Annotated in this window: 16 protein-coding genes and 1 pseudogene; 10 read left to right on the top strand and 7 right to left on the bottom strand. The window is 73.2% G+C overall.

The genetic code is table 11. From position 1 onward, the window contains the following. Nucleotides 1–157: 157 nt before the first annotated feature. A complete protein-coding gene (locus WMF33_RS17200) occupies nucleotides 158–1519 on the bottom strand; it encodes a sigma-54-dependent transcriptional regulator (RefSeq protein WP_020735460.1) in 1362 nt (453 codons plus the stop codon). Between the two features lie 411 nt (nucleotides 1520–1930). Here WMF33_RS17200 and WMF33_RS17195 point away from each other — a divergent pair, with 411 nt between their 5' ends. From WMF33_RS17195 to WMF33_RS17185, 3 genes are all read left to right on the top strand, one after another. Beyond that, nucleotides 1931–3619: an aminotransferase class I/II-fold pyridoxal phosphate-dependent enzyme gene (locus WMF33_RS17195; RefSeq protein ID WP_437338144.1), complete on the top strand. Its 1689-nt coding sequence runs from the start codon at nucleotides 1931–1933 to the stop codon at nucleotides 3617–3619. 89 nt (nucleotides 3620–3708) lie between these two features. Further along, a complete protein-coding gene (locus WMF33_RS17190; protein ID WP_437338143.1) occupies nucleotides 3709–4443 on the top strand; it encodes a glutathione S-transferase family protein in 735 nt (244 codons plus the stop codon). Between the two features lie 115 nt (nucleotides 4444–4558). Beyond that, nucleotides 4559–5266: a hypothetical protein gene (locus tag WMF33_RS17185; protein WP_437338142.1), complete on the top strand. Its 708-nt coding sequence runs from the start codon at nucleotides 4559–4561 to the stop codon at nucleotides 5264–5266. 87 nt (nucleotides 5267–5353) lie between these two features. Here the strand turns inward: WMF33_RS17185 and WMF33_RS17180 are convergent. Beyond that, nucleotides 5354–6238: pseudogene (locus WMF33_RS17180) on the bottom strand (alpha-amylase family glycosyl hydrolase); the annotation flags it as partial. A gap of 447 nt (nucleotides 6239–6685) precedes the next feature. Here WMF33_RS17180 and WMF33_RS17175 point away from each other — a divergent pair. The 4 genes from WMF33_RS17175 to WMF33_RS17160 all read left to right on the top strand — a co-directional run bounded on the left by WMF33_RS17175 (nucleotide 6686) and on the right by WMF33_RS17160 (nucleotide 11640). Continuing rightward, a complete protein-coding gene (locus WMF33_RS17175) occupies nucleotides 6686–7582 on the top strand; it encodes a hypothetical protein (protein WP_437338141.1) in 897 nt (298 codons plus the stop codon). Between the two features lie 66 nt (nucleotides 7583–7648). Next, complete coding sequence (locus WMF33_RS17170) at nucleotides 7649–9097, top strand: serpin family protein (RefSeq protein ID WP_437338140.1); 1449 nt, start codon at nucleotides 7649–7651, stop codon at nucleotides 9095–9097. 220 nt (nucleotides 9098–9317) lie between these two features. Then, the gene (locus tag WMF33_RS17165; protein ID WP_437338139.1) at nucleotides 9318–10505 is read left to right on the top strand and encodes an acyl-CoA dehydrogenase family protein; all 1188 of its coding nucleotides are present in this window, start codon (nucleotides 9318–9320) and stop codon (nucleotides 10503–10505) included. 82 nt (nucleotides 10506–10587) lie between these two features. Beyond that, entirely contained in the window at nucleotides 10588–11640 is a 1053-nt protein-coding gene (locus tag WMF33_RS17160) for an LNS2 domain-containing protein (protein WP_437338138.1), read from the top strand. 45 nt (nucleotides 11641–11685) lie between these two features. On the opposite strand, the gene WMF33_RS17155 is transcribed toward WMF33_RS17160, so the two are convergent. Beyond that, the gene (locus WMF33_RS17155; protein ID WP_437338137.1) at nucleotides 11686–12876 is read right to left on the bottom strand and encodes a vWA domain-containing protein; all 1191 of its coding nucleotides are present in this window, start codon (nucleotides 12874–12876) and stop codon (nucleotides 11686–11688) included. A gap of 324 nt (nucleotides 12877–13200) precedes the next feature. Here WMF33_RS17155 and WMF33_RS17150 point away from each other — a divergent pair, with 324 nt between their 5' ends. Further along, complete coding sequence (locus WMF33_RS17150; protein ID WP_437338136.1) at nucleotides 13201–13827, top strand: HAD family hydrolase; 627 nt, start codon at nucleotides 13201–13203, stop codon at nucleotides 13825–13827. Here WMF33_RS17150 and WMF33_RS17145 read toward each other — a convergent pair. Further along, nucleotides 13824–14534 carry a DUF2293 domain-containing protein gene (locus WMF33_RS17145; protein WP_437338135.1) on the bottom strand — a complete coding sequence of 237 codons (711 nt, stop codon included), beginning with the start codon at nucleotides 14532–14534 and terminating at the stop codon, nucleotides 13824–13826. The two genes, WMF33_RS17150 and WMF33_RS17145, sit on opposite strands and share 4 nt — an antisense overlap. 220 nt (nucleotides 14535–14754) lie before the next feature. Between WMF33_RS17145 and WMF33_RS17140 the strand changes: the two genes are divergently transcribed. After that, nucleotides 14755–15339, top strand: a complete 585-nt coding sequence (locus tag WMF33_RS17140; RefSeq protein ID WP_437338134.1) for a class I SAM-dependent methyltransferase — start codon at nucleotides 14755–14757, stop codon at nucleotides 15337–15339. Between the two features lie 87 nt (nucleotides 15340–15426). Then, nucleotides 15427–16236: a fumarylacetoacetate hydrolase family protein gene (locus WMF33_RS17135; RefSeq protein ID WP_437338133.1), complete on the top strand. Its 810-nt coding sequence runs from the start codon at nucleotides 15427–15429 to the stop codon at nucleotides 16234–16236. Between the two features lie 427 nt (nucleotides 16237–16663). Here WMF33_RS17135 and WMF33_RS17130 read toward each other — a convergent pair whose 3' ends face one another. From WMF33_RS17130 to WMF33_RS17120, 3 genes are all read right to left on the bottom strand, one after another. Further along, entirely contained in the window at nucleotides 16664–18124 is a 1461-nt protein-coding gene (locus WMF33_RS17130) for a serine/threonine-protein kinase (RefSeq protein ID WP_437338132.1), read from the bottom strand. 160 nt (nucleotides 18125–18284) lie between these two features. Next, nucleotides 18285–20408, bottom strand: coding sequence for a DUF2169 domain-containing protein (locus WMF33_RS17125; RefSeq protein ID WP_437338131.1), 2124 nt, complete (start codon nucleotides 20406–20408; stop codon nucleotides 18285–18287). A 154-nt stretch (nucleotides 20409–20562) separates the two neighbouring features. After that, nucleotides 20563–21423, bottom strand: coding sequence for a hypothetical protein (locus WMF33_RS17120; protein ID WP_437338130.1), 861 nt, complete (start codon nucleotides 21421–21423; stop codon nucleotides 20563–20565). Nucleotides 21424–21427: the final 4 nt, after the last annotated feature.

Raw genomic sequence — 21427 nt, 5'->3', positions numbered from 1 at the left:
CCGCCCGCCCCGGGGATGTCGCCATCCGGAGATCGGCAGGAGCTCCTCGCCGACATCGGAAGAAATACCGAGCTTCGACTCGGCCGGATCCGGGAGATCGCCCGCGGCGCCGCGGCGTCCGCGGCGCCTCCATGCGATTCCAGGCGGGTCGCCGCCGTCACAGATCGATCCGGTAGTCCTTGATCTTGTAGAGCAGCGCCCGGTGGCTGATCTCCAGCACCTCGGCGGCCTTGGTCCGGTTGCCCTTCGTCTTCTGGAGCGCGCGCCGGATGAGGATCTCCTCGATGACGCGCGAGGTCTTCTTGATCGACAGCTCGCCGCTCGTCAGCTGCATCTGGATCGGGTCGCGCGCCTCGCGGATCCGCTCGGGCAGGTCGGCCTCGCCGATGCGCTCGCCCTCGCAGAGCACCATGGCGCGCTCGACGGTGTTCTCCAGCTCCCTCACGTTGCCCGGCCACCGGTACTCCAGGAGCAGCCGCCGCGCCTCGGGCTCGAAGCCGCGGATGTTGATGCCGAACCGCGCGTTGTTCCTCGCGAGGAAGTGATCCATGAGGATCGGGATGTCCTCCCGCCGCTCCCGGAGCGGCGGGATCGCGATCGGGAGCACGTTGATCCGGTAGAAGAGGTCCTCGCGGAACCGGCCGGCCTGCGTCTCGGCCAGGAGGTCGCGGTGCGTCGCCGCGAGGATGCGGACGTCGACCTTGATGTCCTTGTTGTCGCCCAGGCGGCGGATCGTCTCCTCCTGGAGCACCCGGAGCAGCTTCACCTGGAGCGAGAGCGGCAGCTCGCCGATCTCGTCGAGCAGCAGCGTGCCGTGGTTCGCCTGCTCGAACAGCCCCGCCCTGTCGTTCACCGCGTCGGTGAACGCGCCCCGCTTGTACCCGAAGAGCTCGCTCTCCAGCAGGTTCTCCGGGATGGCGCCGCAGTTGACCGCGACGAACGGCCCGCCGCGGCGGCCGGACCTCCGGTGGATCGCCCGGGCCACGAGCTCCTTGCCGACCCCGCTCTCGCCCGTGATCAGCGCCGTTGTCTTGTAGTCGGCGACCTTCGCGATCGTCTTGAAGATCGCCTGCATCGGCGGGCTCTTCGCGAGGATCTCCTCGAACAGGTTCTCCCGCCGGATCTCCTGGCGCAGCGCGCGGTTCTCGCGGCGGAGCGCCTCCCGCTCCTCGGCCTTGCGGAGCGTGAGCAGCACTTCCTCCGCCTTGAACGGCTTCTGGATGTAGTCGTAGGCGCCCGCCTTCATCGCCTCGATGGCCATGTCGACGTTGCCGTAGGCGCTCATCACGATGACCGTGGCCTCGTTCCCCTTCGCCTTGAGCGTCGCCAGGAGGTCGAGGCCGCCCATCCTGGGCATCCGGACGTCGGTGAGGATCACGTCGGGCCCGAACGTCTCGACCATCGCGAGCGCCTCCTCGCCGCTCGAGACCGCCTCGACCTCATAGCCATCCCGCTTGAGGAACGTGCGCACCACCAGGCGCAGGTTTTCTTCGTCGTCAACGACTAGGACGCGGCGCATAGACCCTGAAAACTTTTCCTACACCGGCGCGCATCACTCCGCAACGAGTTGCATCTCGCCGCATGCCGCGGTGCGGTCATCCGCGGGGAGCCGCCGCATGCCGCGGTGTGGTCACCCGCGGGGAGGACGTGGGGCGCGAGCGCGGGCGACCGGGAGGGCGGCGAGCGGGCTCTGCGAAGGGCGACGCGCACCGCGCGAAGGCCGCTGCGCGACGCGGAATGCGCCTGCGCGGCGCGCCGTGCTCCGCGGCGGCCGCGCAGGGCTGTACCCGTTGACGCAGGTCGCGCAGGCTGCTTTAGCGGCGACGCGCACCGGAAGCGAGCAGGGCCGCGGGCGGCCCGACGTGATACGCCGGAGCGGCCTTCGCGGGCAGGACCGCGTCCCTTAACCGATCGCGTGAGGAGCCAGGGCATGAGCATGAAGGATCGTCTGGTCGACCAAGCAAAGAAGCTCGCCTCGTCGAGCACGGTCGTCCGAGTCGTCAGCAACGATCGCGTGATGCGGCTCGCCACCGGGGTCATGGATGCGAAGAACCGCCTGCGCGCCGCCCGGGAGCGGGCCGCGGAGGCGTGGGACATCCTGCTGAACGGGCACGCGCTCCCGAACATCGATCCGGCGCTCGACGACGAGGCCGGCGTCCACGGGGCGACGCCCGCCCGCGCGGCGTCGCCGCGGCCGTCCGCGCGCGCCGCGGGCGCCGCGGGGCTGTCGGCCGTCGAGGAGGCGGCGAGCGCCTCGCCCGAGCGGGCCGCCGCCCGCCCGCACGTGAACGGCGTCGGCGCGAACGGCGCGGCCGTGAACGGCGCCGGCGCGAACGGCGCGGGCACCTACGTGGCGGCGGCGGCCGAGCAGCAGCTCGCGACCCAGATGGCGGCGCGGACGTCGCTTTCGCGGATCGGCGGGCGCGACGTGTTCGAGAAGGCGTACAAGTTCATGACCGCGGACAACGCCCGCGCCATGGGGGTCTACCCCTTCTTCCGCCCGCTCGACTTCAACAACGGCCCGGAGGCGCAGCTCGAGGGGCGGAGCGTGATCATGCTCGGCTCGAACAACTACCTCGGGCTGACGACCCACCCGAAGGTGCGGGAGGCCGCGCGGAACGCCATCGACAAGTACGGCACGAGCATGACCGGCTCGCGGCTCGTGAACGGCTCGATGCGCCTCCACAACGAGCTCGAGGAGAAGCTCGCCGCCTACCACGGCAAGGAGGCGGGGCTCGTGTTCACGACGGGCTACCAGGTGAACATCGCGACGATCTCGGCGCTCCTCAGCAACAAGCGGAGCGTCGCGATCATCGACAAGGACGATCACGCGTCGATCTACGACGGCGTGCGGCTCGCCCAGGCGACCGGCGCCCGGATGGTCCGCTACAAGCACAGCGACCCCGCGGCGCTCGACAGCGCGCTCTCCGAGATCGCCGACACCGAGGGGGCGCTCGTCATCACCGACGGCGTCTTCAGCGCCCAGGGCGAGATCGCGAACCTGCCCGGGATCGTCGAGGTGGTGAAGAAGCACAAGGCGCGGCTCCTGGTCGACGACGCGCACGCCCTCGGCGTCATCGGCCCCGGCGGCCGCGGCACCGCCGCGCACTTCGGCCTCGGCAAGGAGGTCGACCTCATCGGCGGCACCTTCTCGAAGTCGCTCGCCTCGATCGGCGGCTGGCTCGTCGGCGAGCGCAAGGTGCTCGATTATATTCAGCATTTCGCCTACAGCTTCCTCTTCGCGGCGAGCGCGGCGCCGCCCTGCGTCGCCGCGGCGATGGCCTCGCTCGAGGTCATGCAGGAGGAGCCGTGGCGCCAGGAGAAGCTCCGCGAGAACTTCACCTACATGCGCACGGAGCTGCAGCGGCTCGGCTTCGAGCTCGGCAAGACCGAGACGGCCGTGATCCCGATCTACATCCGCGACGACCTCAAGACGGTCATGATGTGGAAGTCGCTCCTCGACGACTACTCGCTCTACGTGAACCCGTTCATCACGCCCGGCGTCCCGCCGAAGCAGCAGGTCCTCCGCACGAGCTACATGGCGACCCACGAGCGCAAGCACCTCGATCACGCGCTCGAGGCGTTCGAGAAGGTCGGCAAGAAGTTCGGCGTGATCTGAGCCGGAGCGCCGCGCCGTCGGGCTCGCCGCCGCGCGCGGGCGGGCCCGAGGGCGGCTCCGCCCCCGCCCGCCCGTGGTATCGAGGGGCGATGACGATCGTCCTCCATCGCTTCCCGCTCAGTCACTTCTCCGAGAAGGCCCGGGCTGCCCTCGACTTCAAGGGGCTCGAGTACCGGATCGAGGAGCACAAGCCCGGTCCCGAGCAGATCGCCATCTACCGCCTCTCGGGCCAGCGCAAGCTCCCCGTGATCGAGCACGACGGCGCGGTCGTCGCGGACTCCACCGAGATCGCGCTCTACCTGGAGCGCACCTTCCCCGAAGGGCGGCGCCTGCTCCCCGACGATCCAGAGCAGCGGGGCGAGGTCCTCGCCCTGGAGGCGCGCCTCGACGACACGCTCGGGAAGTACGCGCCGTTCTGCTTGATGCGCCGCGGCCTCCGCGAGGAGCACTACCTGGACGCGCTGGGCGCCGCGATGGGGCCGTTCGCGCACGCCGGGCTCGGCGCCCTGGCGGCCGTCCTCCCGCTGGCCGAGGCGCGGGTGGGCGCCGTGGAGCGGTGGCTCGACGCCGCGGAGCGCGCCGTGCGCACGACGCTCGCCGAGCTCTGCGCTCGCCTCGAGGGCTCGGCGTACCTCGTCGGCGACGCGCCGTCGCTCGCCGACGTCGCCGCCGTGGCCCTCGTTTATCCGCTCAAGTTCCCGCCGTCGAAGCACCTCTTCAAGCCGGAGCTCGCGGGCACGTCGGTGCGCAGCATCGCCGAGGACCCCGCCCTCGCCCGCTTCTTCGACTTCCGGGATCGGTTCTACCGCGACTACCTCCGGTGAGCGGCGCCGGGCGCCAACGTCGCGCGCCGCGTGTCCCCGCGCCGCTCGCGATCGCGGAGCTCGCCGCCCCCTTCGGGATTTTCGCCGAACCGCGGCCGTGGTGAGGTGGGCGATCATGGATCTCCGACCGTTCATGCAAGGTGTCGCCGCGGCGCTGGGGCCCGCGATCCGCGCGTTCTTCCTGACCGCCGCGACCATGTCGTTCCTGGCCGTCGTGCTCGCCGGGTCCTCCTATGCGATCGCGGCGGACGGCTCTGCGCTGCGCGGGGCGCTCGCGGCGATCGTGGCGCTCGCGCTCTCTGCCGTGCTCGGCTTCACGCTGTCGTGGAAGCGGGCGCTCGGCGCCGGCATCCTGCAGGTCGTGCGGTCGAAGCGCCTCGGCGGGATGCTCGTGACCGCGGTGTTCGAGCGGCTGCTCGGCCTCTCGGATCAGGCCGAGGCGGGCGCGCGCGGCGGGCGGGTGGCGCAGGCGGTGGAGGGCGTGCCGATCAACGAGGCGGTGAAGCAGCTGCGCCTCGCGGTGATCCACCGGGTGCAGGCGGCGCCGCGAGGGGGCGGCCTGCGGGGGCTCTTGCGGCGCAAGATCGAGGCGCAGCTGCTCAAGACCATCGAGGCGCTGACGCTGGCGCGCTTCCGGAACGAGGCCCACCAGAAGGGCGGCATCGACCTGGTCAAGGTGCGGGACGAGCTCGCCCAGGGCGTGGACGACCTGGTCACGGACGAGATCGAGGGGACGCTCCTGGTCACGACGCTGCTCCTCGTCGGGGCCGCCGCGGCCGCGTCGCTCGGGGCGGCCGCGGGCATCCAGCACATCCCGCTCTGATCAAGTCTCGGCGGATCAGCTCCTCGTCCGGGCGCAGCTCGGCGGCCTCGTCGAGCCGCTCCCCTGCCCGATCGAGCCCGGTGGAGAGGGCGCGCCGATGAGGTGGAAGTTGAAGGGCAGGTGCATGCCGGAGAGGTCCTGTCCGTAATAGGCCATCAGCCGATCGAACGGCAGGTAGGCCTCGCCGATCAGCACCCGATCGTCGTAGTCGTCGAGCGCGCGGCGCATGGCGGCGACGGCCTCGTGCACCTCAGGGCGATCGGTCGTATACAGCCGGAGGAGCTCGCGGTGCGGGGGCATGCCGGGCTCAAAGTGCGGGTTCGGCGGGTTGTCCCGGAGCTCGCTGTCCTTGATGAGATGGTGAATCGTGTCCACGCGGAACCCGTCCACGCCGCGATCGAGCCAGAAGCGCATCACCGAGAGCATCGCGTCGCGCACCTCGGGGTTGCGCCAGTCGAGGTCGGGCTGCTCCTTCAGATACGCGTGGTAGTAATACTGGCCTGTCGCCGCGTCCCACGCCCACGCAGGGCCCCCGAACTCGCTGCGCCAGTTCGTGGGAGGGCCGCCGCCCGGCGCCGGATCGCGCCAGATGTACCAGCCGCGCTTCGCGCTCTCGCGCGAGGCGCGCGACTCGAGGAACCAGGGGTGCCGATCCGAGGTGTGGTTCGGCACGAAATCCAGGATGATCTTGAGGCCCACGCCGTGCGCGTCGCGGACGAGCGCGTCGAACTCGTCCAGCGTGCCGAAGCGGGGGTCGATGCCGCAGTAGTCCGACACGTCGTAACCGAAGTCGGCCATCGGCGATGTGTAGATGGGAGAGATCCAGATCGCGTCGACGCCGAGCCACGCCAGGTACGAGAGGCGCGACCGGATACCGCGCAGATCGCCGATGCCGTCGCCGTTCGAGTCCATGAACGAGCGCGGGTAGATCTGATAGACAATCCCGCGCTGCCACCACCGTGCATCGAGCATGTCGGGCGCTCCGTTCGGTCGTTTAGCGGTCTTTTAGCGGCGCGAACGTAGCACGTCGCGCCCGCGGCACGGAGCGCTCGCCGCCTCGGCCGGCGGTGCGCCCGGACGTGATGTAACCCACCGGCCAAACGGCCGCGCTGCGCTCCGCGCGATCGCCCGCGCCCTGGCCGCAGCGCCGGCCGCGGGCGCGATGGACGAGCCGCGCCCGCCTCGGCTGCTGCGTTCGGCAGGCGCGGGCGGCGGCGAGCGCGCCGCCTCAACCGCGGCGGGGGCGGCGAGCGCGCCGCCTCGCGGCGCGGGCGCGGCGTCGATCGCCCGCGCCCATGCACAACGGCTTTGCCTAAGCGCTCTCTACTACGTTACTGTCATCCCGCTGCCGTTACGCTCCGTGTTGCTCTCATGTTTCATGTTGCTTTCACCTCATGTCGCGCAGAGGAGGCAGTTCCAATGATCGAGAACGTTATGGGAAAATGTTGCTCGGCGCTCGCGTGCGTCGTGGGCTTGCTCGCGTCGCCGGCCGCCTGGGCTCAGGATCCCGCGCCGCCCCCGGTTGATCCGGGCGCCGCGGCGGCGCCCGCGGACCCCCCTGCGCCAGCGCCCCCGGTAGAGCCGACCGCGACGGCGGGCGACGCGGCGACGGGCGGCCAGGCGGCGCCCGCCACGCCGGCGCCGGGCACCACCGAGCCGGTCGGAGAGCCGCCGCCGGCGCCGAGCCAGATCCCGAGCTGGTTCCGGTTCGACGCGGACAACCTCGGTCTCCAGGTCTGGGCCGGCGCCTCGCACCAGCTCGGCCCGATCAGCCTCTCGAGCGACATCTATCTCACCACGCTGGGAACCGCCGAGTTCGACATCGGCCCCGCCTTCACGTTCGGTCCGGTCACCCTCAATCCGATGGTGGGCTTCGCGTTCAACTTCGTGACGCAGCAGCCGGCGGCGCTGGTCGCCCCGCAGCTGTTCACCTACATCGACGCGAAGCCGGTTTATTTCGAGTCGTGGATCCTCGGGTCGTTCTCCAGCATGTTCGACGAGACCGTCCAGAACTACCTCTACTCGCGGGACTTCCTCCTCTTCTATCCGACCGAGGACTTCGGCATCGGCCCGCACCTCGAGCTCTCGGTCGACCTCAACGAGATCGTGCGCGCCACGGACGACCCGACCACGGCCGGCGTGAACGAGGAGGACATCGACAACACCGGCCTCTCCAGCCTGCAGATCGGCGGCGTGATCGGGCTGAACTACGGCACGGGGAACAAGCTGCTCCTCTACCTCGGCTACGAGACGCAGAAGGAGAGCCAGCTCAACGACAAGATCGCTGGCCGGTTCACGTTCATCCACAACTTCTGAGCGGCGCAGGCGCCGTCGCCTCGGGGCGGGCTTCCCAGCGCCCTTGCGCGCTGGTACCGAAGCGGCATGGCCCAACGGTTCCTGTTCGCCGCCGCGCTGTGCAGCCTCCTCGGACTCGGGTGCCAGGCCCAGAGCCACGCCCCGCCGCCCGCTTCGACCCCGGACGCACCTGCGTGCCAGCCGGCCGACTGCGGCCCGCTCGCGAAGATCGCCCGCATCTGCGACGACGGCTCCACCGCCGCCCCGCAGTGCGCGCGCGCCGAGGGCGGGGCGTGCCGCTGGGAGCACGTCTGCCCCGGCCCGAAGCCGGCCGCCGAGGCGCCGGCGCCGGGCCCGGGCCAGCCAGCCCCGGCCGCGCAGCCGCCGGCCGAACAGCCGCCCGGCGCGGGCTTCGCCGACGCGAACGCCGCGTTCGCGCAGCGGCTCTACGGCGCGCTCGCCGGCACGACAGGCAAGCTCTTCTTCTCGCCGGCGAGCGTCTCGACCGCGCTGGCCATGACCTACGCCGGCGCCCGAGGCGAGACGGCGGCCCAGATGGCGAAGGCGCTCGAGTTCACCCTCCCGCCCGAGGCGCTGCACCCCGCGTTCGGCGGGCTCGCCAAGCAGCTCACGCAGGCTGGCCCCAAGGCGCCGGAGCTCCGGATCGCGAGCCGGCTGTGGGGCCAGGCCGGGCTGCCGGTCGAGCCCGCGTTCCAGAGCACCACCCAGCAGCACTACGGGGCGGGGATCGAGCTCGTCGACTTCAAGGGCGGGAGCGAGCAGGCGCGAGGCCGCATCAACCGATGGGTCGACGAGCAGACGAACGCGAAGATCAAAGACCTGATGCCGGCGGGCAGCATCACGCCCCTCACGCGGCTCGTCCTCACGAACGCCATCTACTTCAAGGGGAGATGGGCGACGCCGTTCGACAAGCAGGCGACCAAGAACGAGCCGTTCACGGTGAAGCCCGGCACGGCGCCGGCGGTGCCGACGATGCGCAAGACGCTCAAGGCGCGCTTCGGGCAGGTCGACGACGCGTCGGTGCTGGAGCTCGCCTACGAGGCGCAGGACCCCGAGCGCCCGCTGGCCATGGTCGTCATCCTGCCCGCCCAGGCGGACGGCTTGCCCAAGGTGGAGCAGCGCCTCTCGGCCGGGCAGCTCAAGGCGTACGTGGAGGCGCTCCAGCCGGCGCGGGTCGACGTGGCGCTGCCGCGCTTCAAGATGGCCGCGGAGTTCGAGCTCTCGAAGGCGCTGGCGGCCCTCGGTATGCCGCTCGCGTTCGACGCGGCGAAGGCCGATTTCTCCGGGATCACGAGGGCGGAGCCGCTCTTCCTCTCGCAGGTCCGGCACAAGGCGTTCGTCGAGGTCAACGAGGAAGGGACCGAGGCCGCCGCGGCGACGGGCGTCGTCGTGTCCACGCGGGCGGCCCCGGCGCCGCCTCAGGTGTTCCGCGCGGATCACCCGTTCGCGTTCCTGATCCGCGACGTGGCGACCGGCGCCGTGCTGTTCATGGGCCGCGTGACCGATCCGCGCTGACCCGCGTCCCCCGAGCTCCGGGGGGGTGAGGTCGATCCCACGGGCACGGGTGTGGGCCTCCCTGCCCGCGGTGCCCGCGCGATCCCGCCCGAATTAACGCGCGCTCCGCCTGCGGGTGGGACCGAAAGTCCGCGCCTCGCCGGAGAGAACCGAGGTACGATGAACCGTTTTGCCGGAGCCTTCACCGGCTCCGCCGACCCTCGACGTCAAGGAGCGAGCGATGAAGAACGAAGACGCTGCGAAGGTGCTGCATGCCGTGCGTGACCTGGCCCCCGCGATCGCCGCCCGGAGCGCGGAGATCGAGGAGGCGCGGCGCCTCCCGGCGGACCTGCTCGAGCAGCTGAAGGCGGCGGGCTGCTTCCGGATGTTCGTGCCGAGGAGCCATGGCGGCCACGACGTGGACCTGCGCACGGGGATGGACGTCCTGGAGACGCTCGCCCGGGCGGACGGGGCCACCGGCTGGTCGGTGATGATCGGCTCGGAGAGCCCGCACCTGTTCGTGCTCCTGTCGCGCGAGCGCTTCGACGCCATCTACGCCGGCGGGCCGGACGTGATCATCGGCGGCGCCTTCAACGCGCAGGGCGAGGCCCACGCGGCCGAGGGCGGCTATCGCGTCACCGGGCGCTGGAGCTTCGCGAGCGGCTGCGAGCACTCCAGCTGGCTGTTCGGGAACTGCGTGATCCTGGACGGCGGCCGCCCCCGGATGCGCCCTGCGGGCGACGGGCGAGAGATGCGCGAGATGCCAGAGATGCGGGGCATGCTGTTCCCCGCGAGCGAGGTGCGCATCCTCGACACCTGGTCCGTGCTGGGGCTGCGCGGCACGGGCAGCCACGACATCATGGTGGAAGGGGCGTTCTGTCCCGCGGAGCACAGCTTCGATATCTTCCAGGGCCAGTCCTCGGTGCCGGGCCCCGGCTTCGTCGCGCCGGTCCTGCACTGCGTGCTCCACATGGGGGCCGTGGCGGTGGGCATCGCCCAGGGCGCGCTCGACGACCTCGTCGCGATCGCGAGCTCGGGCAAGAAGCGGCTGTACGCGCGCGCCCAGCTCGCCGACTCGCCGGTGTTCCAGGTGCACCTCGGCCGCGCCGAGACCAGCGTGCGCGCCGCCCGCGCGCTCTTGCGCGACCTGGGGGACGAGTTCTGGGCCGCGTGCGTGAACAACCCCGGCGCCGCCGTGGCGATGGCGCCGCGGATCTCGGGCGCGCTGGCCTGGGTGACGGAGGTGGCGGCCCGGGCCGTGGACGCCTGCTACCAGGCCGGCGGGGGCGGCGTCGCCCGGAACGCCTCGCCCGTGCAGCGGCGGTTCCGGGACATCCACACCTTCTCTCAGCACGCCGCCGCCGCGGAGGGGTGGCTCGGCCAGACCGGCGCCGCGCTCCTCGGCCAGCCGACCGGCTACTGGACCTGAGACGAAGACCCTCGACGCCGCGCCCGCCGCGGCGCGCGAGCCCATCGCGCCGCGGCGCCGCCGCGGTATAGGTGGTCGCGCCTTGCGCCCCGGCCCGCTCGCCCCGCTGCTCCTCGCCGTCCTGTCGTCCGTCGCCTGCGCGGGCGCCCCGCGCCCGGCCGCTGCGCCCGCGCCGCCGGCCAGGGACGGCGCCTGCCCGCCCCGCCCGGCCTGCGATGCGCCGCCGCCGGCCGCCTTGCCGCGCGGGTTCAGGCACACGCGCTCGCGCCTCGTCGCGAGCGGGTGGCCGCGCCACCGCGGCCGTGACCTCTTCGCGCGCCCCGAAGGCCCCCAGTGGGCCATCGCGAAGTTCGCGTACGGGCCGCAGGACGACGATCTCGAGGGCGAGGACGTCGAGGCCTATCTCCTCCGCGGCTGCAGCGGCGCCTGGGAGCGGCTCGGCGCCTTCCGGACGAGCGGCGACGATCGCCCGCACCCGACCGCGGAGGGCATCCCGGACACCGGCGGGCGCGTCTATCTCGATCTCACGGCGGGGCGGCGCCTCGACGTCGGCCGGCACCGCGTCCACTTCGCCGTGGCCGGCGACGGCACGAGCGCGGACCTGTTCATCGAGGTCCTCCCGCCCGGCGCGCGCGTGGCCGTCACCGACGTCGACGGGACGCTCACGTCGAGCGAGGTGGCGGTCGTCGGCGAGCTCTTCGGCGGCGCCCCGCCGGCCGCCCACCCCGGCGCGGCCGAGGCGATGCGCGCCCTGGCCGACAGCGGGATTCACCTCTTCTACGTGACCGCGCGCCCCGAGTGGCTCGTGGGGAGCACGCGAGCGTGGCTGAGGAGGCAGGGATTCCCGCCGGGCATCCTCCACACCACCATCGGCGTCACCGGCGCGTTTGGCCGCGCGGCCGCCCACTACAAAACGATCGAGCTCGGGTGGCTCAAGGCGCGGACGGGCATCGTGCCTTCCTTCGGCTTCGGCAACATGCCGAGCGACGTCACGACGTACACGGCCGCGGGGATCGCCCCTTCACGATGCTATTATTACAAGCTCGGCGGCGATCTCCGCGGCGGCGTGCACCACGACGACTACCGGGCTCTCGCCCCGGCGCTCTTCAGCCCACCTGCCGCCTGCGCGCCCTGAGGGGCGCGGGGGCGCGCCCCGTCCAGGCGGCGCCCCCGCCGCCGCTCACAGCGGGATCTCGATCACGTCCTCGCAGGTGAAGTCGACGCCCAGGGCCGCCTCGGGATCGGACTGCACCGCGTTGCACGCGCCCTCGCAGAGCTCGATCTGCGTCGGGTTCGCGGGGTTGTCGTAGCGCCAGGCGTCGCCGCTCGCGCACTCCTGATCGTACGCGAGGGCCCTCGGCTCGCCCTGTCCGCTCGCGTACGTCACGCGCACCCGCTGCTTGTCGAACGTCCTCCCCTCGGGGGCCGGCGGGATCGCGATCGTGCACGACACCGCGGCGCCGCGGATCTGGTCGATGGCCGCCCTGAAGCTGGTCGCCGTCGCGTCGGGGTTGCCGGTCTCGATGATGAACGCCTCCCCCGTGCCGCCGGCGGCGGCGATCTCGGCCAGGTTGTCCACGTTCCCCGGGTTGTCGTCCGGCGGGTTCGCCACCCCGATCACGTAGGTCGGGATGTTGTCCTGGCGCCCCTCCTCGACGTGCTCGACCACGGCCTCGATCGAGTCGGACCCCTCGCACAGCTGCGGGTAGCCGTCGGTCACGAGCACGAGCGCGTACTTACCGGGGTTCTCCCGGCGCTGCTGCTGGACGAACGACATCGTCCCCTCGACCACGAACGCCGTCGGCGTGCCCGTGCGCCAGTCGTCGTCGGGCCCCGGCGTGACGTCATCGATCGCCTCGGCGAACGCCTCGGAGGGCAGCGGCGTCATCTCGACGTCCGGCGAGCTGTAGGTCCTGGCCGAGCACATCCGCCGCCGCTCCGCGCCGGGGAAGAAGGTGAGCGAGGCGGTGAGCCCCGCGGACGCAGGATCCGCGAAGAACTGCTTGGTCGCCGCGACGACCGGATCCCACTTGAGCTCCTTGCTGTGCGAGGGCCGATCGTTCGCTCCCATGCTGCCCGAGACGTCGAACGCGACAGCCAGGTACACGGGCTGGAGCTCGGCGCTCGCCCTGTGCGTGGCGCACGCGTCGCCAGCGCCGGTCGAGCCGCCGGCGCCGCTCGGGCCGCTCGGATTCGAGCCGCTGCCCACGCTCATCCCTGAGCCGACCGAGCCGAAGCCGCCGTCATCGCCGCCCGAGCCGTTCGCGGCGCCCGAGCCGCCCGGAGAGAGATCGTCGCCGCCCGAGCCGCCGCACGCCGCACCGACCGCAGCCACCACGAACAAGGCAATGCCCATCGCAGGCAATCTCATGGCCTGACTCCTTTATAAGCAAGTGCCGGCGCCGCGCGCCGGTAGAGAGAAGCAACCCACCACATGAGTGCCTCACGAGCCGGCGCGCCGCCGGACCGCGCTCATGAGACCTCGCCACCCATGAATAGTATAAGCCAGAAATCTGCCCATTGCGAGACATGGTTTCTAAAATACGGTGTCAGTCGGTGCCCGTCTGCCCCGTCTGCCCCGTCTGCCCCGTCTGAGGCGCCCTCACCGCAACTCACCCGTGTGGCGGCAAAACCTGTAAGCCGATGTGACCTGCGCGCTCACACGGGCGCTCGCCGGTGCTAGGCTTCGTACCGTATGGTCCGTAGGGTCCGCATCGTCCGCGCGGTTTGTTTCGATTTGATGGACACCGTCCTCTACGACCCGTACCGCGAGGCGCTCGCCGCGGCGATCCGGGCGGCCGCGCCCGGCGACGTCGCCCGGCACCGCGACCCCACGTGCTGGCCCGCGTTCGAGTGCGGCGAGATCGATGAGGCCGAGTTCGTCCGCCGGTTCTTCCGTGAGGGCGCCGAGGGCGTCTCGTTCGATATCGACGCCTTCAACCGCGTGCGCCGCGCGGAATATCGCTTCTTGCCCGGCGTGCGGGAGATCGTCGAGGCGCTCCAGGGCCGCGCGCTCCGGTTCGTGGCGAGCAACTACCCCGTGTGGGTCGAGGAGCTGCGCGAGGCCTTCGCGCTCGACGCCCTGTTCGAGGGCGTCTATTCGAGCCATCACCTGCGCGTGCGCAAGCCGGCGCGCGAGTTCTTCGATCGCCTCGTGAGCCGCATCGGCGTCGACGCGGGCGACTGCCTGTTCGTCGACGATCGCGCGGAGAACTGCGACGCGGCGGCCGCGGCCGGGATGCGCGCGCACGTGTTCGACGGCGCCGCGGGGCTGCGCGCCCGGCTCGTCGACGAGGGCTTGCTCGACGCCCGAGGGGGCTAGGCCCGCTCGGCCGGGCCGGGCGCCGTCGCGCCGGCGCCGGCCAGCGCGCCGCAGAGCGGGCACGACGCGGCCGCGTGCGGCGCGTCGCCGCGGTGCAGGTCGAGGATCGCGCGCGAGATCTGCGCGAGATCGCGCCGCACCTCGCGGCGCATCCCCTTCACGCGCGGGATGGCCATCGTGTCGTACGCCGTCGTCTGGTGCCGCATCCACGCGATCACGGCCGACTCGGCGCGCCGCGCGACCGGGATCCGCTCCGTGCGGGCGACCGTGCCGCTGCCCACGGGCGTCGCGTGCTGCGTCACGCGGGCCGCGAGCGCCCGCGCGAGCGCCGCGTAGCGCGGCGAGAACCGGAGGAACGCCGCGACCTCGGCCTCGAACTCGCGCACGTACGCCTCCTGGTCGCGCTCCCGCCGCCGGGCGTCCGCCTCGCGCTTCTTCGCGTAGGAGGGCGTGCTGCGCTCGGCCTCGAGCGCGGCGCGCGCGGCGTCGATGTTGGCGGCCGGCGCCCAGAGGCCCCGGGAGAACGTCTTTCTCCCGCGCTTCTCGACCACCATCCAGGAGGGGCCCGCGAGCTTCACCCGGCGGGTGAGCCCGGCGTCGCCCGGCGGCAGGCACGCCCAGTCCTCGGGCGGCGAGAGCAGCGCGCCGTCGGGCGCGCGGAAGCGGCGGGGATCCGGGGTGGGGGCCAGGGTCAGGCACTCGGGCATGGCGGCGCGGCCGGCGTGGTAGGCCAGGTCATCGCGCGCGTCCAGCCGCCGTCGCCCCGCCCTGCCCTCGCGCCGCCGAACAGGGCGGTGGTAGGCTCCGCGCCGCGCGAGGCGCGCTCGGGCTCGACTCGAGCCCGAGCGCGAGGGGCCCTCGTGCGCGCGCCGCCCTGCGGGGGGCCTGCTCCTGCGCGCGGCGCGCTCCACCGGACAGGAGGCCAGCGTGTCGGACGACGATCGGATCAGGTGGGACGCCCGCTACCGCGAGGGCGGCGGCGATCCGGGCGAGCCCTCGGCGGTGCTCACGGCGCTCGATCCGCTCCTGCCCCGCCGCGGGCGCGCGCTCGATCTGGCCGGCGGCGCGGGGCGGCACGCGCTGTGGCTCGCGCGGCGCGGGCTCGACGTGACGCTGGCCGACATCTCCGAGGTCGGGCTCGGCGTCGCGCGGAGCGCCGCGGCGCGCGAGGGGCTCGCGCTGCGCACGGTGGCGCTCGACGTGGAGCGCGCTCCGCTGCCCGGCGGGCCCTGGGACCTGATCCTGATCTTCTACTTCCTCGAGCGCAGGCTCGGGGCCTGCGCGGCGGAGCTCGCCCCGGGCGGCCACCTCGTCGTCGTGCATCCGACGCGGTCGAACCTGCTGCGGCACGCGCACCCGAGCGCGCGCTGGCTGCTCGAGGACGGCGAGCTCCCCGGCCTCCTCGGCGACGCGCTCGAGGTGGTCCGTTACGACGAAGGGTGGCTCGAGGAAGGGCGCCACGAGGCCCGCCTCGTCGCGCGGCGGCGGGGCGCCGCGCCGCCGCATCCGTGACGACGCGGACGTGACGGCGCGGGCGCGACCGCGCGCCGCGCCGGGCGCGGGCTTGCCGCGACGCGGGGATCGCGCTTTGCTCGCGCGATGCGCTTCGCCCGTCTCTCGCCTCCGGATCAAGATCGCCCGGCCTTCTTCGCCCGCCTCGAGGGCGCGGCCGCGCTCGTCCTCGACGCACCGCCCTGGCTCGGCGGCAAGACCACCGGCGAGGCCGTGGCGTGGGCCGACGTCGACCTCGCCTGCCCCGTGGCCCCCACGAAGATCGTGTGCGTGGGGCGCAATTACGCCGCACACGCGCAGGAGCTGGGCAACGAGGTCCCGGTCGAGCCGCTGCTCTTCCTCAAGCCGCCCTCGGCGCTGATCGGCCCGGGCCAGTCGATCGTGCTCCCGCCGGAGAGCCAGCGGGTCGAGCACGAGGCGGAGCTCGGCGTGATCATCGGCCGCCGCTGCAAGGCCGTGCGGCCGGAGGAGGCGGCGGATCACGTGTTCGGTTACACCTGCCTGGGGGACATCACCGCGAGGGACCTGCAGAGGAAGGACGTCCAGTTCACGCGCGGCAAGGGGTTCGACACGTTCTGCCCGGTCGGGCCGTGGATCGAGACGGCGGTCGACCCCGCGGCGCTCCGCGTGCGGGCCATCGTGAACGGCCAGGTGCGGCAGGACGGGATGACCGCGCAGATGCTCTGGAGCGTGCCCGCGCTGGTCGCGTACATCAGCCGGGTGATGACGCTGGAGCCCGGCGACGTGATCGCGACCGGGACGCCCCAGGGCGTGGGGCCGATCGTGTCCGGCGACGAGCTCGTCATCGACATCGCCGGCGCCACGGCCGGCGCGCCCGGGATCGGGCCGCTGCGCCTGTCCGTCGCGGCCCCGCAGAACGGCGCCGGCGCTCGCTGAGCGACCGAGACGACGACGGCTCGCTCGCCGAGCCCAACGTCGGTCGCGCGCGGCCCGGAGCCCGCTCCGGTGCGTGATGCCTGATCGGCTCACCCGTCCGTCGCCCCTGCGGCGTTCCGTCATCGCGCCGGCGCCCGCTCCCCTGGTTCGCGGCGCTGATCGGCGCGGCCGGATCGGCCGGCGCGCCCGCTGCCCGGCATGGCAGGCCCTGTGCACAGGCTCGCAGGCGAACGGCATCCATCCACCCGCCGTTGCGTCGCCGGAGCGCCCCGGGCCACGGGGCCGCGCGCGCCGCAACAGAGCTCCGAGGTCACCGATGACATCGCCCGAGAACAACTGGCAATGGCACCCCATGGCGCTCCTGGCCTTCGGCGTCGGCGCGGCCCCGAGCGCGGCCGCGCGCGGCCCCGCCGGGCCGAGAGGCGCCTCAGAACGCGTGCCCGTCCCGGAGCACGATGGTCACGTGCGAGAGCCCGGTCCCGCCGAGGAGCATCGCCTTCACGAGGAACTCGACCATCGTGTCCAGGCACTCGGCGGGTGAGAAGCCCGCCCGCCCGGACCCGAGCAGGGGCAGCGCCATGCTCCGGAGCTTCATCGTGTCGGCGTGGTAAAAGCACCCTTCGAGGAGCCGCAGGATGAGATCGCGGGTCGGCCGGTAGGTCGCCACGTGATCCCAGTCGAGCGTGATCGCGTGGAAGACGAACCGCGCGCTCAGCCTGCCGGCGGAGCTGACCACCACCCCGCCGTGGCGCACGGGCACGTACTTGCGCGTCTCCAGGTGGCACACGCCGCCGCTCGCGTGGTTCAGCGCCATCGCCACGCCGGCGGACATCGTGAGCTGCCCGTCGTCCGAGCTCACGAGCGCGTCGGCGGACACGGACGCGATGTTCGCGCGCACGATCGACAGCGTCCTGTCCCCGTGGAACTGGAACGAGGTCACCGGCCCGACCGGGCCGCCCGCCAGGAGGACGGGGCGGACGCGCTGGTACTGCTCCAGGTACGCGCGGAGCGTCATGTCGTGCGGATCGCCCCAGCGCGCGCTCTGCGCGCCCAGGAGCGCGGCCTCGATCTCCTCGAACGACTGGAAGCGGTCCTTCGGGTCCTTGGCCAGGCAGCGCTCCAGGACGGCCTGCACGTCCTCGTCGAGCTCGGGCCGGAGCGCCCGCGGCCGCGCCGGGATGTCCTGCCGGTGCGCGAGCAAGAGCGGCAGGAGCTCCTGCTCCTCGAACGGCCGCTGCCCCGTGGCGGCGTGGTAAAACGACGCGCCGTAGCTGTAGATGTCCGCGCGCGTGTCGCTCTCCTGCGGGCTCCACGCCTGCTCGGGCGCCATGTAGAACGGCGTCCCGAGCACGGTCCCCATCGCCGTGAGGGGCTGCTCGCGCAGGGCCGTGGGCCCGGTCGTGGCGGTCAGGCGCGCGAGGCCGAAGTCGGCGACCTTCAGCTCTCCGGACGGCGCGATCAGCATGTTCGACGGCTTCAGGTCGCGGTGCATCACCCCGAGCTCCGTCGCGGCGGCCATCCCCCGCGCCGCGTGGAGCATGTAGCGCCGCAGGTCGTCGAGCGGCAGCGGCCCGCCCTGGAGGCGCGCGGCCAGCGACGGGCCGCCCACGTACTCCATCACCATGAACGGCGACCGGCTCGAGAGGAAGCCGAAGTCGTAGCAGCTCACCACGTGCGGCGACTTGATGAGGGCCGAGATGCGCGCCTCGCGCAGCATCCGCTCGCCCGCGTTCGGCTCCGCGTACCCCGTGAGCACCTTGATGGCGACGTCCCGCGCCAGCGCGAGGTGGCGCGCGCGGAAGACGGCGCCCATCGAGCCCACGCCGAGCAGCCCATCCACGCTGTACCGGCCCGCGAGCTCCCTGCCCAGCGTCAACGCGTCGATCATGGACGAACCATCGCTTGCACCAGCACCGATGTTCGGAACCCCGCGCGCCGCGGTCAAGGGGCACGGCGCGCCGCGCATGTGCCGGGCGCGGCGTGGGGGCCGGGGCGCGATCGCCCTCGGACCGGACGGCGCGAGGGCGACGGCGCGCGATGCGGCGCGATCAGAGGGCGTGGGCCGACAGCGCGCCGCCCTGCGCGCGCGGCCGCGGCGCCTCGCGAAGGCTCGCGATCTCGGCCTCGACCCGGGATCGGAGGCGCGGATCGTCGGCGAGCCGCCTGGCCCAGACCCGCCGCATGCGCGCCCACACGGTGCGCCGGATCGCGCGCTCGCCGAGCGCAGCGGAGACCCCGTTGCGCTCGGTCGCGACGACCAGCCGGGCGTAGTCGGTCGCGCTCAAGGCGCCGCGGACGGCTTCCCACGCGCTGACATAGGCCTTGTCGAACCGGTCGCGGAGCGCTCGCTCGCGGCGCCTGACCTCGTCCGCCATCGCCTCGCGCCAGCGCCCCTCGGCCTCCTGCCAGCGCGCCTCGGAGAGGCCGTGCGCCTTGAGCACGTCGGCGCGGGGGATCGGCCGCTCCTCGAGCTCCGCAGCGACGATCGCGCACCGCTCGAGGCTCACGTCGTCGTCCTCGCCGAGCGGCGGGAGCGGCTCGGAGGGCGGCGGGTCGCCCGGGCACCGGAGGACGTGAAAGAAGCGGGAGGCGGCCGGCGGCTCGGGCTCGCGGCCGAGGCCCCCCACGGCCGGGGAGGCCGGGAGGACGGCCTCGACGCGCGGGGGCGCGACCTCGACGCGCGGGGGCGCGACCTCGTCGTCCAGCGCGAGGGTCATGAGCCCCGAGGACAGATCGGGCGCCGGCGAAGGGCGCTCGCTGCACCACGGGGCGCCGGGGATCGGCGCGTCGATCGCGAGGCGCGGCGGCGTCGGCTGGAGGAAGAACGGGGTCGCCGGCCGCTCGCTGGCGCGCGCCTCGTCCGCGTCCGACAGGGCGATCGTCCGGCTCGAGGCGGCGATGTCGACCTGCGGTGACGCGAGCCCCGGCCAGCATGGCCGCGCCGGCCCTGGTGCGGCGGGCGCGGGCTCGAACGGCAGCGCCGGCGCGCGCACCGCCGCCGCGCTCAGCTCCTCGGAGAGCGCGATCGTCTGCTGCGGTCCCTGGAGCAGATCGATGATCTCGATCTCGTCGTCCGAGAGGTGAATCGTGCGCCCCGGGTCCGCGCCCCACGGGAGGACCGGCGCGGAGGCGCCGGGCGGCTCCTCGATCAGCACGGTCCCTTCCGGACCGATCCGGGGCTCGGCCGGATGCGCTGCCTCGGCGCGCCCGGCTCGCCCGGGGCGCCGCTCGGGCCACGCGAGCTCCTCGCCGTCGATCGCGACGCCGGCGGCGATCCGCAGGGCCGCGAGGTCGTCCTCGCCGGGGACGGGCACGATCTGGCGCCACACGACCGTGCAGCGCTGCTCGGCGCCGTCGATGCGGAGCGTATCGGCGCAGAGCTCCAGGATCTCGCCCCCGGACGCCGCGAGCCCCTCGATCCGCGCCGCCCCGCGCGCCCTCGGCAGGCGCATCTCCAGCCGCGGCGCGGCCGGGTGCAGGTTCTCGAGCACGATCCACTCGTCGCCGCGCAGGAAATCGATCTGCTGGTCCGGGGGCGCCGCCTGGAAGTACGACCAGTCGAAGCCCGCGGGGATCTCCGCGTTCGCGCCCTCGAGCGCCTCGCGCCGGATCTTGCCGAGCAGCCGCTTGCGCGCGGGCCAGGCGCGCGCGATCGGGCCGAACCCCGCGGGCCGCGCCGGGTCCTGCGGATCGACGACGATCGCCTCGCCCTCGCTCGGGTCGACGCCGAACGGGTTGTCGCACCCGTTCGCGCCGCGGACCGCCTTCTCGTAGACGAGCGGCACCCGCTGGAACGGCTTCTTGTCGCGGACCAGGAGGCGCTTGTCGAGCGCGCAGCCGCTCGCGCCGAAGATCGCGAGCCGCACCGGCAAGGACAGGACCTGCGCGCCGAGGGGGGCGTGCGCGTCGCCCGTGAAGAGGATGTCGGCGCGGCCCAGGTAGGGCGCGAGGTCGCCGGTGAACCGCACGCTCCGCGCGGGGTTCTTGCCGTGATGGACCTCGGCGCGGAGGATCTCCTGCGGCTCCGTCCGCCACATGGCCGCGCCGGGCGTGAACGCGAAGCTCGCCTTGACGATGATCGTGATGTACCGCTGGCCCTGCGTGCGCCAGGCGACGGCGGTGGCCTCGGCGCCCGGGAGCGCCGTGACGATGTCGGGGGGGAGCGCGCTCACGCCCGCGCGCTCCGGCTGCTGCTACCGGCCATGGGTCGCCTCGTCGTCACCATTGCTTCCCGACAGGAGTACCTCGCGGGTGGTGAAGGTCGTGTTGCAGTTCGGTGATCCGCGTGTGGACGCGGCGCGCCCGCCTCGCGGCGCGCGCCGGCGCTCACCCGCCGCGCGGCGTCACCCGGCATGCCCGGACGAAGCCGATCTCGCTCTCCCCCGCCTCGATCCGCTCGAGCCACCAGGCGAGCCCCGGGTAGGTGGTCCGGATGAGCTGCGCCTGCTCCGCGAGCCGCGCCGCGTCGCCCCGCGCGGCGTGGAGCTCGGCGCGCAGCGCGTGGGCCTCCGGCGCATAGACGCCGTCGAGCGCGTCGAGCACGGCCGGATCCACGTCGCAGAGCGACTCCGGCCCGTACATCAGGGCCCGCAAGATGCTGTTGAAGCGGAGCGGATCGCCCGGCGCCCCGCGGGCCGCGGCCGGCGCGCCGCCCTCCGGGGGGAGGCTCGTCCAGCGGCCCCACGAGCCCGCGCGGGCGAGCTCGGGCGCGAGGCGCAGGAGCTCGCGCTGCTCCTCGGCGCTCGGCGCCGCGAGCTCGATCGGCACCGGCGCGCTCTCCACCCGGTCCGGCGGCCCCGCGTAGACGACCGCAAGCGTGTAATTCCCGGGCTCGAGCCCCGCGGGCAGGAACGACGAGACGTCGATGAGCATGCGTCTGCACGCGCCCGGGCACAGGCGAAACACCGGCGTGCCGTGCTCGGGGAGCGCGACCGGCGACGGATCGGTCCTCACGATCTCCTCGCCGGTGCCCGCCCGCGCGAGGCGGACGCCGATCGCGCCGGCGTTGCCCGCCCAGCTCGGGCGCGGCAGGCGCCGGATGCAGGTCTCGGGTCGGTCGGCGCACAGCGTGATGGCCACGTGCAGGGGAAAGCCGAGCACGTAGCGGCGATCGTGATCGAGCGAGCGCAGCGAAAGCCCCGGCGGACCGGCCGGATCCCGGTCGCTCCGCGCGTGTTCATCGGACATGACA

The sequence above is a fragment of the Sorangium sp. So ce394 genome (genome assembly GCF_051474665.1).
GTDB lineage: Bacteria > Myxococcota_A > Polyangia > Polyangiales > Polyangiaceae > Sorangium > Sorangium cellulosum_D.
This window is presented reverse-complemented; position numbering and strand designations above follow the sequence as displayed.